The organism is Microbacterium sp. NPDC008134, assembly GCF_042957055.1.
In the GTDB taxonomy this organism is placed as follows: Bacteria; Actinomycetota; Actinomycetes; order Actinomycetales; family Microbacteriaceae; genus Microbacterium.
In genome coordinates, this window is the sequence record NZ_JBIBHO010000001.1 from 162,105 (window position 1) to 175,381 (window position 13,277).

Sequence of the window (13,277 nt, forward strand, 5' to 3'; positions counted from 1 at the left end):
CGTCTCGCTAAAGGTGACGCGTCGCGTAAACGGCCCCAAGATCTTTCAAGAAAACTTTTATGCTCTCGGCGCGCAATCGAGAACACTTAGTCAACGGCAGGGAGCTTCAGCTTTTCTCGCAACTTGGACTCGTAAGCTCCCGCGGGCGGGAGATTCCTGGGGGAAATAAATGCAAGCGACATGTCGCTTGTCGACACAGTCAGGTTTCCCACGCGTTCGAGAGGGCGTGGTATTGCACCATTTGATTCCCCATAATCGTAGCGGAGGAAAGTAATCGCGCCAGGCTGGTGGGGAATAGCTCGTTGAGCTTCAAGTCCGCCGAGTCTCGCCGCGATCCTATCAAACACTGCTTTCGGCGTGACGAAGTACATCCCGCGCGTGCACAAGCGCTCGCCCTGAAGCATCAACCCTTTAGTTATGAGCTGCGGAAGAATCCGTTTGCTCACGTTCTCCCAATTTAGGCCGAAATTGGACGGCGAAACGCTCCCATTTAGCTCGTGCGCTGACACCGAGCTCGCGTAACTGTTCGTCGTGTCGATAGTTTGCACCTCGACCGGGACAATTGCAAGTAATTCTCCCTCAGGTGTAATGGCGGTGAGAACGAAATCCACGGAGTAGGACGCGCCATCTACCGATGCTTTCGGGAGGCGCAACTCCCCGCCTAGATTTGCCCCGAACGCGCCGACCGCGACCTTTCCGATTTTGCGTGCGGCCGTTGCGACCTCAGGCCCTTTGTGAAGTACCGGTAAGCCGTCTCGCGCGAGGTCAAAGATATCAGGTTGGTTTGAAACGATTGCCTCAAAAGCGATCTCGCGAAGGAATCTAAACTGTCTCTCGTAAAGTCGATTTGGGCAAATTATGACTGGTGTTCCAAGCCCCGTCGGCGTCACGGAGCACACACCACCTTTCGCCTTCTTCTTGCAGTTGGTCCCGACAAATGGACAGATTCCCTGAGCTGCGGCGACCGACTCCCTCGATTGCGGGTCGCCGATCGGTATGCCGTAGCGCTCGTACACCGCGCCCATATGCGGCTACCTTTCCTGATCGACTAGTAGATCAGCGAGGTGCGCGCCAATTGCAGCAGCAAGCCTGACAGGAACTGCGTTGCCTATCTGTCGGCCCTGGATCGTCTTGGGCCCTCTCAGGCGCCATGAGTCCGGGAACGTCTGCAAACGTGCTGCCTCGCGAACGGTTAGTTGCCGAGGAAGTGTGGGATGTATTGGAGGATGGAAACCGCCAAGGTGATCACCGTTCGGACCGTATCCACCACCCGCTCGGATCGTCACGGAAGGCCGATCAGGGTCTAGTCGGGCGCGTCGATAGTTGGGATCACTCTCGCCTGCACTTAGCTTCGACCAGCGCTCGACGACGTGCGCAGCGTGACTATTCGCGACGTGATTGAGATCGACCGAGTCAGGGAGATGCGCTAGGTCGTTCAACGCCGACCATACGGTCGGGTGGCTATCCGCTGTCGTCGCAGGGGGCAACGATGCTGTACCTTCTTTGACGCCAATGACGATCAGGCGCCGCCTCTGTTGCGGTACGCCGTAATCGGCGGCGTTTAGGACGCCATAGGAGAAGGAGTACCCTTGTCGCTCAAGCTCATCCATGATCCCGCTTAGGTGATCTCCGTTACGGCGGTGAGTCAACGCACTCACGTTCTCGAGGACCACGGCTCGAGGTTGCACTTCGCTCACCACTCGCATGTACTCGCGCCATAGGAAGTTTCGGGGATCGGTGGGATCGCCTTTGCCCGCGGTGCTGAATCCTTGGCATGGCGGTCCGCCGACGACCGCGTCGGCGCCAGCGTAAGGCCTGGCATCGAACGAACGAATGTCTTCGGTGAGAACGTTCCAGCTGGGTCGATTGAATCGGAGAGTGTCGGTCGCGACTGGATCGTTGTCGACACAGACGACTGGCTCCCACCCTGCTTCCTCGAAGCCGAGGTCGAGGCCTCCCCCGCCGCTGAACAAGGATACGTATCGCATCCTCTGATCGTAATCGTTACTACCGACACGGCGTCTCTGTTGACGTCGTGTATCTGCGGCGGACCCGTCCGTGCGTGGCGGCGCGGTTGGGCCCGCGCTCGTGGAGTCGATGCTCAGGCCCCATACGGGTTCGTGAGAATCCTCGAGGGTGCGCATCGATATTTAGCGGTCTCAGAAACCTTGGCACAAGCGAGGCTGGCATCTTCGAGAGGTCGCTGAAGCCGTTCTGAGGCTAAACGCCGTGGGGTGGTCGAAGATCGATGCGGCTCGCTGAAACGTCTCGCGTGCTTCCGTGCTGCCGCATCAGCCGAAGCATGTCCTCTTGGCGGGGCTGACCCAGCGTGAGCCGATACAGCGTTAGTGCATCAAGCAGTCGTTCATATCGATCGTGGTCACGGCTGAGTGTGAACGAACCGACGCGACGATGGATTCGAGAGTCCCCGTCGTAGACCCACCACGGCGCGAACTGCCCGAGTCCGGACTCACCAGACGTGTGCGCGGCAGCGCGGAACACAGCATCCCACGCCGGCTCGGTCGACGCCAGCGCATCTGACCAATGTCGCGCCGCAACGTTCTTGCGAACCGCATGGCCCATGTATCGATGTACTCGGCCCTCGCGCTGCTCGAAGTCGACGGGATTCGATGGCAGGTTCCAATGAACAACCGCGTGACTCCACCAGTGGAAGTCGATGCCTTCTTGGCCGATGCTCGTCGACGCGAGCACGAAAGGAGCGAAAGGACTGTTGAACGACGCACGCACACCGCTTTGGCGCGCAGCGACCTTCTCATCTGCATCCGTCCCTGCGCCTCCGTAGCGGACGGCGAATCGCGTCGGGAATCGAATCTCGGCGCGCTCGGCGGATGCTTCGTGTCCATGCAGCATCGCGGGTCGCATACGCAGCGCGGCACCGATCTGCATGGCAACCGACGCGAGCCCGTCATCATCAAGGAGTCCGCCACCCGCCTCGCTACGGAGTTGATAGACGTACTCGTCGAGCACGGCCTGCAGATTCCCATCCGCGCAGTAGTCAACAACGACCCGCCAGTACGGCGAATCGGTTCCGACGATCGTGTCGAGGAGCGCGGCGGTCTCGGGGCGCGCGAAGAGCGAACGAATCGCGAGCGAGAGATCCCACGCGGCTCGCCACACACCCATATCGGTCGCTTCGGCTGACGCGGCACCGCGGAGCGCCCGGTAGGCGATCGATCCCGGCGCGTGGGCGGCGAGCCGGCCCAGGTCCCGATGGCCAGAGGGAGCCTCCGCCATGGCTGAGGCGGCTGTATCGAGATACTCAGCGAACCGGTCGGTCGGTGAGTCGTCTGCATCGGCATTGCTACCGAACATTCGTGACACTCGTCGGGGATCAGCACCCTCAGGCATCGCCCCAGGAAAGGAGAAGAATGCGGCGGACGGTTCGACGGCATCACCGTCGACTTCCACGATTCTGGAGAGGGAAGCGGCGTCAACCGTCGCGCCCGCTCTTCGTGCCGCGCTGAGTGGATCCGCAGCAGACGCCAGGCCCGGGTGGGGCCAGAACAACGCGAGCGCGCTCATCTGCGTCGGTCGGCCTTCCTCGTTGAGCGACCAGGCGAGACGCGCCGCCGTCGAATCCGACGCCCGACCTCTGCCTCGATGGGATCGTCGCAATGCCTCATGACTCAGCAGAGCCGCGACCGCAGTAGGTACGCCGTTCCACGCCGAGAAGACGACGTGCTTCGTGACATCCCCATCGATGCTCGAATAGACCGGACCCGGCTCGAGGTATGGCATCGATGGGGGCATCCACAACAGCTTCCACCAGCCGCGCTCGATCGTATCGGCGGCAAGGGCGCGCAGCATCCCGTTGCCGAGATCGATCTCAGCGCGAGTCTGGACGTCGCCGACGGTGAGCCCGCGCGCGGCTGCAAGGAGCGGCCCAACGGTGTCGCCTCCTTCTTGGTCAAGAAGCTCGCGGATGCGGCTGCCCGCCTTGTACGTGTCCATGAAGGTCGCAAAGTAGGGGATCGACTTCCACTGCTCGATGTCGATGTGAGCGTGCAGGTGCTGATCCAGGCGATGTAAGGCGGCCCAATCCGCGATCTCCTCCGCCTGGGGCACACCGCCGTCGAGTGGGCGATCGACCACCATGTCCTGGTTACGTGCCAGCGGGGGTCGCTCGGAGCGCGTCATGTACGGAATGAGCGCATCGCGCACAACGGAGGCAGTCTTCACGGCGTCTCCGCCCATCACCAGCGCGAGTCGGTGAGTTTCTAGCGCGTCTTTCACTTTCGACACCTTGAGGTCATCACGGCCGGCGAGGAAGCCGATCGTCTCGAGGAAGTCACGGTGATGATCGTCGTCGCCGTCGTTCGACGCGGTGTATGGCTTATACGGTGTTGCCGAGAGAAGGAGAACCTTGGCGTCGCCGTGGGTAAAGAGACTGTCGGCGAGCTCAGCGGCGTCGCTGCCTGTGGAAGGGTCAAGGAGAGTGCGGAAGCGCTGGAACTCGTCGAGGATGATGAGATCCGGCTCCAACGCCTCGACCCCGGCCTTCGCAAGCTGACGCCGCAACGCCGCCAGCATCTCGGCGGTGTCATGCCAGAGCGCGCCGTGTGTGGGCTTGGAGCCGTGCGCCTGAACATGATCTCGGAGTTGCACGAAGCTCGCGAGAAGGCCCTGCTCACGGATGGCTCGAGAGAACGCATCGACGATTCGAGGGTCTGGTCCCTCGGCGCCGAGATCGTGACGCATCTTCGTCAGGCGCCACTCGAAGCTCGAGACCTTCTGCACAGCACCTTGAAACAGCAGCCGACCGGCGGCGCGTTGATCGTCGTCGGGTTCCAGGATGTCTTCGAGCAAGAGGCAGAGCAGTGCACGCTCCTCCGCATTGCCCGCACGGAACCCGCTGTCTTTGAAGGACGTGCCGGGCGTGAAGGAGACCAGATTGACCTTCTTCGCGGAGCCATCGTGCTCACTGAGGCGGTGGCTTTCGCGCGCGAGAAGAGTCAAACGTGTGGCCATTGCGAGATGCTTGTCGCCGGTGACATTAAGGCGCTTCAGGTTCTGATTCGCCAGGTCGGCGTTGCTGCAGATGTAGACGATGTCGATGCGTCCGACACTGTCGTCGTTTTCGAGCTTCTCGATGGCTCGCGCGATCACACCGCGGGCGATCACGCTCTTGCCGAGGCCCGTCTCGTCAGCGATGAGGAATCTGCCAGTGCTGGACTCGCTTCCATAGAAACGGTCGATCACGTGGTTGACGGCATCCCGCTGGAAGCCCTTGAGGCCGGCCATGACCCTTTCGGCGTCAACGGCCACTGGGTTGACTCCTGTTCGCGTCGACCGCGTCGACAACGGAGGCCCAGAGGTGAGAGAAACCGTCGGGAAGAGCGTGCGCCTGTTCCTCGTCAGACAGATGAGCGAGCACGCCCTCGATATCGGTGAGCACGTGCGGAGAACTCGCTGAAGCCCGGACGAGCAGTTCCAGCAGCCCGGAACCGTCCTCCGAGATGCCGCTGCCGAAGCCGGTGGCGAACGCGGCGAAAGTAGTCGAAGAGCTCGACGCCACGCCTCCTGCAGACTGCAGCATGAGGCGAATGAAGCGCGCGAGTGCGCCTGGCTCGGTCAAGTGGCCGGCCACAATCGCGTCGCCCCGCCCAGGAACGTCGTTGATGATCTCCGCGATCACGAGCGTCTGCGCTCGACGCCCTTCGTCGTCTTTCACAGTCAGAACGATGAATGGCGTGATCTGATCGAGAGGAAGCGGCCCCCACCGCCGCGGAGCATCGGCCGGTGGGAAGGAACCATCGAAGGCCTCGCTCTGCGTGAGAAGGCGCCACGAGAGATGGACGTCGGCAGGGGGAGCCGGCGTGTCGTCATCTACCCATAGCGATAGAGCGAAGGGATCGTCGATGTGGATCTGCAGCGATAGGCGAGACGATGCGAGGCGGCGAAGGACATCATCGAGGCGGCGTTCCGCTTCTTCGTCTTCGGATGCCGTTTGCCCGCCGTCCGTCTCATAGTTCTCGAGGAGTGGCGCGAGCGACTGGGCGATGACGTCGACGCCGAGACGCTTGGTCGGTCCGTCCAGCTCGACCATCGCTTCGACATTCCGCGTCCACGCGGGGATAGTGGCGTTTGCGGAGCCGATCACCATCGTTGAGCCGCCGCCGGCGCGATCATGCACGAGCAACTTGGCGTGGAGGCCGCTCAGTGAAGATGCGACGGTATCCTGCACCTCGGCATCCGCCAGCGCCTGATCGACGTAGTCGTCGAGCACCTGCATCGTGAGGTCGGGGAACGACGAGGGCTGTAGCCGATCAAGTTGTTCGGGGCGGCTCACAAGAATCGTCTCGTGGTCGGCCCGAGCTCGAAGACGACGAACGCCGTCGTCGGTCACGAAAGGCGACACGATGAGCGTCTTGATTGCGTCGTGCGAGATCTGCGGGTCCTGCCCCACACCGAGAATGTGGACGTTCATGCGTTTGGCGTCGTCTGGACGTTCCCACTCGACGGTCTCCCACGCATCGGCTAAGTGGTCAACGCGGGCTCGTCGAGCTTCGGTCATGCGGGGTGCCGTGCGGCGGTCCGTGGCAAGCCACCTCAGGAGCCGGACCATGCCGGCGTTCGCTCGCTCGGTCGCGGCTTCCCTCGCCGAAGCGGGCGCCCCGTCGAGCGTCACGACGGCATCCCAGGTTCGATCATTCGTCAAGTTGCGGCTACTGCAGATGAATCGATACCGGCGCTCATCACCAGCGGCGAACTCGAGGAACCACACTTTCGGGTGAAACAGTCCGTGGGGCATGAGCACCGGGTGAATCATGGGCTCAAGTACGGTGACCAGATCGCTGGCGGCGCCGAGGCCGATAAACCCGGCATGTGCAAAAACATCCACACGATCGACGGTGCGACGCACGGAGCTGAGTATCCCGACTGAGTCCTCCGATGAACCGGTGGCTCCCATGAGAGACAGCGGAACCGCGAGGGCTGCCTCCAGAGTGAGCGTGAACGTCGTGCCCACCGCATGGGACAGAGTGAACCCTGCGGGAGGACGGAGGAGATCAGAGAGCAGTGAGCGGGAATCAGGTTCAAGCACGCTTCAGCCCTTCGTGGATGTCGCGCACGACGCCCTGTACCGTGCTCCAACGGAACGTGAGTCGATTACTGCCGGATGCGCCGCCCCAAGTCTCCAAGCGGCGGGCGTTACCAAGGCGTGCTTTCGCGCCCTTGGTGAGTCTTTCGCGTCGGCGGATGATGGTTTGCGCATCGAGGTTGTCGGCGATCGCTGCTACGTCCGATTCTCGAACGATCGAGCTCCACTCGGTGATGAACTGACGTGTTGCGCGCGGGATCGAGGAAGGCACTGTGCCCTCGGCTCGGAGGGTGCCGATGAGTTCCTCCAATTCCCACGATCTTGCGCGGGGGGCGAGCGTGGCTGCCCACCCGTCGAGCGCGTCGCGATAGTGATCGACTCGGGAATCCTCTCGGGAAGTCAGCCGGTCGGCGTCGACCGCGAGGAGGTAGTTGTAAAGGAGCTGCGCACCGAGCATGACGGCAGAGAAGTCCTCGCCCTGCTCCATCACGCCGCGTGCCCGGGCGGGTGCTGTGCGTATGGCGGCATCTGTCCACGGAGCGGAACTCTCGGGATCGGGCGCTACCTGCGTAAGGTGCGCGAGGAGCGATCCATTCGCGTGCTCGAGAATACGGTCCCGCAGCCAAGCTGCTTCGTCGTGACGGAGCGCGAAGCCTTCGGGGATTGACTCCGGAAAGCCGTCGGGTTTCGTGGGCACTGACCAGATCGACGCGATGGTCGTGTTGCCGTCGTCGTCGACTCGCCGCGTCGGAGAAGACATGTCGAGCGCGTCCGCGCGACTTGTGGGATGCGAGAGGATGCCGTAACGCTGGAGCATCGACCAGTACACGGACGACGGCAGATTCTTCAGCGCGGCGCCAGCGCGCTCGCCGAGCAGCCCTTGCGAGTCGATCGACGATCGAAGAGGCGAGATGATGGCGCGTTCGATCTCATCGAGTCGCCGCGCGCGCTGGCCAGGGTTAGCCCGAGCAGCGTGTTGGAAGCACCACGGAACGAAGAGGAGGTACCGCGCTCGGGTGTGAAGCGTCGAGGTGCCGGGGAAGAGCGCGTCGGCGATGGCATCCCGCAGAAGACCGAGGCCGAGTTCGTCGCGACTGTCGCGGAGGGTGAATAGCGATGCTAGCTCGCGCATTCGCCGTTGCTCGTCGGCGGAGACGTCGAGCCAAGTGATCGAGGAGGGCATCGGGACTAGCTGTCCTTATCAGCGTCCTTGCGCCGCCGAAGAGTCCTCTCCGCAAAGCTCGCAAACGACCCCGCCGCATCCTTCGCCCGATCGACGGCATCCGATCCGAACCGCATCGAAGCGTTGACGACGTCTGCTCCCGTCCGTAGCGCGGCCTCGACGCCGTCCGTACCGGCTTCGACGATGTCGTCGCGGGTGTCGCCGACCGCCGTCGTCCATCGCCGCGCATCCACCGATGCGTCGCCGGCCTCGATCCCGAGGCGGCCATGGAAGTCGCCGACGCGGCCGACCACGCGATTGCGCGAACGCACCACCGTCGGCGACTCGATCGGGTTGAAGAGCACTTTCGCGTTGGCGGTGGAAGCAGCCGCGTCGATCCTCTCGATCATGCGAAGTGTCGAGCGGGAGATGAGCTCGATGCGATTGGCGCGCGCCGTCTGCAGCGCGATGCGGTGCTTGTCGAGCTCGTCGGGCGAGGTGTCGAGCACGCGGTCGAGTTCGAGGATCGCGAGCGCATCATGCAGCTGGAAACAGCGCGCGATGACCGCGAGCCACTCCTGCACCTTGTCTTCGGCATCCTTCGTCGAGTCGACGAGCTCGCTGATGCGCGACTTCTTCTCGATCTTCTCCGCCAAGGCGTCGAGCTGTCGAAGCGCGTAGGCCTGCGTGCGGGTGATCGTCATCGACGTGCCCTGGATCTTCGACCAGGTCACGTCCGACACCCGCCCGACCTGCTTGCGGATCACCATCGCTTCTTCGATCACCAGATCGACGCCGATCATGTCGGCGATCACGGCATCCTTCTGCGCGCGAAGGATGTCATCGACCTTCTCGTCGATGACGGCGAGGTAGTCGGTGATCTCGTCCATCGTCTGCTGCATCGCGAGCTGCGCCATAATGCCCGCTGCTCCCGCGAGCATCGCGGGGTTGGTGAGGATCGAACCCGGGGTCTTGAGGAACTGGAGGTTCTTCGCGATTCCTCCTCCGGGCGCTTTCAATGAAGCGTGCCAATTGCCGGTCGTCGAGTTCTGCATCTTGGGGAGTAGCTTGGTCGCGGCATACGACTCCTCGGTCAGCTTCATCCAGCGACCGGAGTTGGCAGCAATCTCCGAACCCGTCTGGAGGGTTGCCGCTCCGCCGCCGAAGGCGCTGCTCAGCCGAGGCAGGTCAAGCTCACGCGATGCAAGGCCGTGCGACGTGAGGAAAAGCTCGACGGCCGACGGCGGGCCGATGAGGGCGATCCCGTCACCGTCGCTGATCAGTTCGATCTCGGAGAGGTCGGCGTCGTCCATCGAGAGTCCTTTTTCTTATGCGCCGGAGCGCGCTCTTGTTGATTCTGGCGCATGGAACCGACATGCGCATTCATCGCATGGGACATTTCGCACTGGCACGATGCTCCATCGATACAGTGACCTCATGTCGTTGATTCCCCCTCCGTCCACCGGCTTCGCAACGATCGATTTCGAGACCACCGGCTTCTATGCCGAAGGCACTGATCGCGCGATCGAGATCTCCGTGGTGCACTCCGAGCCTGACGGCACCATAACGGGCCAGTGGGAGACGCTGATCAACCCCGGGCGCGACCTGGGGCGGCAAGACATCCATGGCATCTCCGCGCGTGAGATCCTGCGGGCTCCCCTGTTCGGCGGCATCACGGGCGACCTCGTCGATCTGCTGTCCCAGCGGGTGATCGTCGCCCACAACGCATCCTTCGACATGCGGTTCCTCGAGGCCGAGCTGAGTCGCGCGGCTTACTGGGCCGGCGTGCCGTTCGTCAGCCTGTGCACGATGCGACTAGCTCGCACCCACATCGGCGGCAGCAGCACACTCGCCGACTGCTGCGCGGCGTTCGACATCGATCTGAGCGGGGCGCACCGCGCGGCCGTCGATGCTCGGGCGACCGCGGAGCTGCTCGCCGCGTTCGTCGCCAGCACCGGTCAGTCGAGCTGGCAGGAGTTGCTGGGACGGGCCGAACGTCTCGCCCCACACGCCGGCGACCGGGCTGAGTGGCTCGCGCGGTCTGCGGTGGTGGACTACTCGCCGAGTTTCCTCGAACGCATCATCGACCGTGTTCCCGACGTCAGTGACACCGACGAGCAGGCGGAGTACATCGCCCTCGTCGAGCGCTGCCTGCTCGATCGATATCTTTCCGAGCACGAGAAGGACGCTCTGGTCGCGCTCGCCGATCGCGCGGGCATCTCGCGTTCCACGGTCGAGTCGTTGCATCGTGACTACCTCGCCGCGCTCGTGAAGGTCGCGTGGTCCGACGGCGTCGTCACCGAGGAGGAGCGTGAAGACCTGATCGCGGTCGCGCTCCTTCTCGAGGTTCCCGTTGAGATCGTGTTGGATGCCGTCGCTCGGCCGGTCGAGGTCGATGTGGTCGCCGAACCGACGAGCTTCACGCTCAGTCCAGGGGATGTGGTCGTGCTCACGGGCGAGATGACACGCGCCCGCTCTGAATGGGAGCAGCGCCTTCGCGAGCACGGCATCATCCCGAAGCCCGCGGTGACGAAGGCGGCGCGGCTCGTGATCGCGGCCGATCCCGACTCGCTCTCGGGCAAGGCGCGGAAAGCTCGTGACTACGGCATCCCCATCGTGGGGGAGGCGTGGCTCGCCGAGCGGTACTCCTGATCAACCCGGGTTGATCAGAGGTGCTTTCGCGCACGCTGCGGGCGGGTGGGTGCGTGAACCGGCCCACCCACCCGCATCGGTTACTCGTGAGGCTCTGTCGCCGCTGACCAGCGCGCTCGGTTCTGTCGGTACCTCTTCATCATGAAGAGGTACCAGCCCACGACGGGTGCGGCGCCCACGGCGCCGAACAGGCCCATCCAGGAGGGATGCAGAACCGACAGCACGACGCAAGTGATGAGGACAGCGAAGACGGCGCACGTTGCGATGAGATGACTCGCCGGACGCGTGATGGTCTCAACCCATGGATCTCTCATGTGCACGGCCCTCCTGCGTAGGTGTCCACCCACCACACCATGCCAGGAACCACCATGGGCTGGGTAGCGGTGACCTGGACGCACTTCTTCGGGCTCGAGTTCTGCGCGACGCCAGCGTTGTAGGCGAGCGAACCCGTGGCGAGTGCGCACACCGGAGCCATGACACCGCAGCTGAACGAGCCGACGACACCACCCCAGCCGCCCGAGGCGATTGCGGCGGTCTCAGCCCGGTCGAATCTGACGCGGTACTGGAAGATACTCGGTTGGTCGACGGTCGGGTCGGCCACGACGGGGTACGTCGTGTCACCGCTCCGGTGCTCCACGACCTGGGTCAGGACCGGTCCTTCGGCCACGTAGTGCGTGGCAACGGGAGCTCCCGAGGCATCGGTCGCCCAAGGCGCATCGATGCTGGCGACGATCACCTCGGTCTCCGGGGATCCAGCGGCGGGCTGATCGCTGACAACGACAGCGCTTCCATCGCCCTGAATCTCAACGGAGTTTCCCGCGCCGAAGTCGTAGGCGAACTCCTGTGGCTGTAGCGACGAAGTGATCACGGTGCTGATTCGCACTGCATCTTCGGAGGCGACGACGTTCACGGCAGGGGTCAGCTGGTTTCCGGCGTAGGTCACGGATCCGTCGGCGCTCACCGCTGCGTCGCCCAGGGCGGATGCTCCCGGCAGCGAGATCGTGGTGCTTTGCTCTCCGGAATCGGATGAGAAGGTGAGGCCGTCGCTCGCAGCGCGGCTTATGACCGTTTCACCCCCTTGAGCGAGCGGGGCGCTGAGGTGATCCTCGTGCTCGTGGATGTCGACCGCGCTGAGCTCGGTGGGCGCTACAGCCGCCACTATCTGAGCGGCCTGGTCAGGGTCGGCGTCAAGCGATGCATACGCGGGCGCGGTTCCGCTCGCTAAAAGGCCGAGGAGTATTGCGCTTGCGACCAGCGGGGCGTGAGGTCGTCGAATCTTCATGCTTAGTCCTTTCGCCAAGGGATTGGATTGGGCACCGGCGACGATACGTATCTCGAAAGCTGATGTCTGTAAGGGATCACCCGTACATCGCCACTGCTCGCTCCACCTGTCCCCGCAAGTCCCCCGCCGAGTACCCCGGCCACCCGTGCAACACCGGGATCCACTCCTGCGGCAACGCCGAAGCACCCCACACCGCCCCGCCCAACGACCCAGCGATCGCGGCAACCGTATCCGTATCGGCCCCACCCCGCACGGCCCCCTCCAACGTATCCACCATCGACGAAGCCCCAACCACCGCCGCCAACGCCCCCTGGAATGCCCGCACGACCCACCCGTTCTGCGCCATGAAGTCCCGCGGATGCGCCCCGGGCGCCATCGCCTCATCGATCAACGCGCCCCAGCGCGCAGCATCCGCCGCCGGCAGCAGGGACAGCTGACCGCGCACGTCCAACTCGCCGGTGAGGATCGTGTGCCGGATCGCCGCCGACCAGAGGATGCAGGCCGAGGCGCTGTCCTGCTCCCAGTGCGTGAGCTTCGAGATGACTTCGGCGGCGGCCGCGAGTTCCGTGGCGGGCCGATCGAGATACCCGAGCGCGAGCGGACCCGTGCGCATGAGCGCCCCGTTGCCACCGCTGCGTCCGGCGCGTTCGTGCTCGGAGCGGGATGCCGCGAGCACGTCGGTCTCGGTGAACGGCTGCGGGATGCGCGCGAGCACCGCGCGGGTCTGCGCGCCGACGTCCTTCGCGGTCTGCGACCACCCGATCCAGCGCCCGACGATCTCCTCGCGCGACGCGGCATCCTCGAGGCGATCACCGCGCGCGAGCACGTCGAGGATCGGCACGGCCATGCTCGTGTCATCGGTCCACTCGCCGACACCGTGCCCGAACTGCCCGACGCCGAACACGGGCGTCACCGCATCGTCGAGCGCCGGACCGAACTCGTACTGCGACCCGAGCGCATCGCCTGCGGCCGAGGCGAGCACGGCGCCGATCGCGCGGTCGAGCTGAGGGGCGGTGAGGGGCATAGCGCGGGCCTTCCGATGATCATGGTCGATTCAGTTGTATCAAGACCGGGAAGTCGCGCTCCTGAACATCGACGGCGTCGGAACTCTTCCGGCGCAC

The 13,277-nt window shown here is 63.9% G+C and carries 9 protein-coding genes; 1 reads left to right on the forward strand and 8 read right to left on the reverse strand.

Going from position 1 to position 13,277, the window contains the following annotated elements; translation table 11 throughout:
* Positions 1 to 86 precede the first annotated feature (86 nt).
* The 6 genes from ACFY9N_RS00820 to ACFY9N_RS00845 form a co-directional block, all read right to left on the reverse strand.
* Positions 87 to 1,025 (reverse strand): hypothetical protein, encoded by a 939-nt coding sequence (locus tag ACFY9N_RS00820; protein WP_391476278.1) that lies wholly within the window; start codon positions 1,023 to 1,025, stop codon positions 87 to 89.
* Between the two features lie 6 nt (positions 1,026 to 1,031).
* Entirely contained in the window at positions 1,032 to 2,144 is a 1,113-nt protein-coding gene (locus tag ACFY9N_RS00825; RefSeq protein ID WP_391476279.1) for a DNA cytosine methyltransferase, read from the reverse strand.
* 76 nt (positions 2,145 to 2,220) lie between these two features.
* Positions 2,221 to 5,262: a DEAD/DEAH box helicase gene (locus ACFY9N_RS00830; protein ID WP_391476280.1), complete on the reverse strand. Its 3,042-nt coding sequence runs from the start codon at positions 5,260 to 5,262 to the stop codon at positions 2,221 to 2,223.
* A gap of 13 nt (positions 5,263 to 5,275) precedes the next feature.
* Positions 5,276 to 6,883, reverse strand: a complete 1,608-nt coding sequence (locus ACFY9N_RS00835) for a phospholipase D family protein (RefSeq protein WP_391476281.1) — start codon at positions 6,881 to 6,883, stop codon at positions 5,276 to 5,278.
* Positions 6,884 to 7,055: 172 nt separating this feature from the next.
* Entirely contained in the window at positions 7,056 to 8,243 is a 1,188-nt protein-coding gene (locus tag ACFY9N_RS00840; protein ID WP_391476283.1) for a DUF6361 family protein, read from the reverse strand.
* Between the two features lie 5 nt (positions 8,244 to 8,248).
* Positions 8,249 to 9,535: a hypothetical protein gene (locus ACFY9N_RS00845; protein ID WP_391476284.1), complete on the reverse strand. Its 1,287-nt coding sequence runs from the start codon at positions 9,533 to 9,535 to the stop codon at positions 8,249 to 8,251.
* A 124-nt stretch (positions 9,536 to 9,659) separates the two neighbouring features.
* Here ACFY9N_RS00845 and ACFY9N_RS00850 point away from each other — a divergent pair, with 124 nt between their 5' ends.
* Entirely contained in the window at positions 9,660 to 10,874 is a 1,215-nt protein-coding gene (locus tag ACFY9N_RS00850) for an exonuclease domain-containing protein (RefSeq protein WP_391476285.1), read from the forward strand.
* Between the two features lie 310 nt (positions 10,875 to 11,184).
* Here the strand turns inward: ACFY9N_RS00850 and ACFY9N_RS00855 are convergent, their stop codons facing one another.
* Both ACFY9N_RS00855 and ACFY9N_RS00860 read right to left on the reverse strand, forming a co-directional pair.
* Positions 11,185 to 12,033 (reverse strand): hypothetical protein, encoded by an 849-nt coding sequence (locus ACFY9N_RS00855; protein ID WP_391476287.1) that lies wholly within the window; start codon positions 12,031 to 12,033, stop codon positions 11,185 to 11,187.
* A gap of 199 nt (positions 12,034 to 12,232) precedes the next feature.
* Complete coding sequence (locus ACFY9N_RS00860; RefSeq protein ID WP_391476288.1) at positions 12,233 to 13,180, reverse strand: ADP-ribosylglycohydrolase family protein; 948 nt, start codon at positions 13,178 to 13,180, stop codon at positions 12,233 to 12,235.
* Between the last annotated feature and the right edge of the window lie 97 nt (positions 13,181 to 13,277).

What these genes read in the sequence shown, in the direction of transcription:
- ACFY9N_RS00825 (WP_391476279.1), bottom strand. Translation starts at nt 2,144, where the DNA reads ATGCGCACCCTCGAGGATTCTCACGAACCCGTATGGGGCCTGAGCATC.
- ACFY9N_RS00850 (WP_391476285.1), top strand. Translation starts at nt 9,660, where the DNA reads ATGTCGTTGATTCCCCCTCCGTCCACCGGCTTCGCAACGATCGATTTC.
- ACFY9N_RS00840 (WP_391476283.1), bottom strand. Translation starts at nt 8,243, where the DNA reads ATGCCCTCCTCGATCACTTGGCTCGACGTCTCCGCCGACGAGCAACGG.
- ACFY9N_RS00830 (WP_391476280.1), bottom strand. Translation starts at nt 5,262, where the DNA reads ATGGCCGGCCTCAAGGGCTTCCAGCGGGATGCCGTCAACCACGTGATC.
- ACFY9N_RS00820 (WP_391476278.1), bottom strand. Translation starts at nt 1,025, where the DNA reads ATGGGCGCGGTGTACGAGCGCTACGGCATACCGATCGGCGACCCGCAA.
- ACFY9N_RS00845 (WP_391476284.1), bottom strand. Translation starts at nt 9,535, where the DNA reads ATGGACGACGCCGACCTCTCCGAGATCGAACTGATCAGCGACGGTGAC.
- ACFY9N_RS00860 (WP_391476288.1), bottom strand. Translation starts at nt 13,180, where the DNA reads ATGCCCCTCACCGCCCCTCAGCTCGACCGCGCGATCGGCGCCGTGCTC.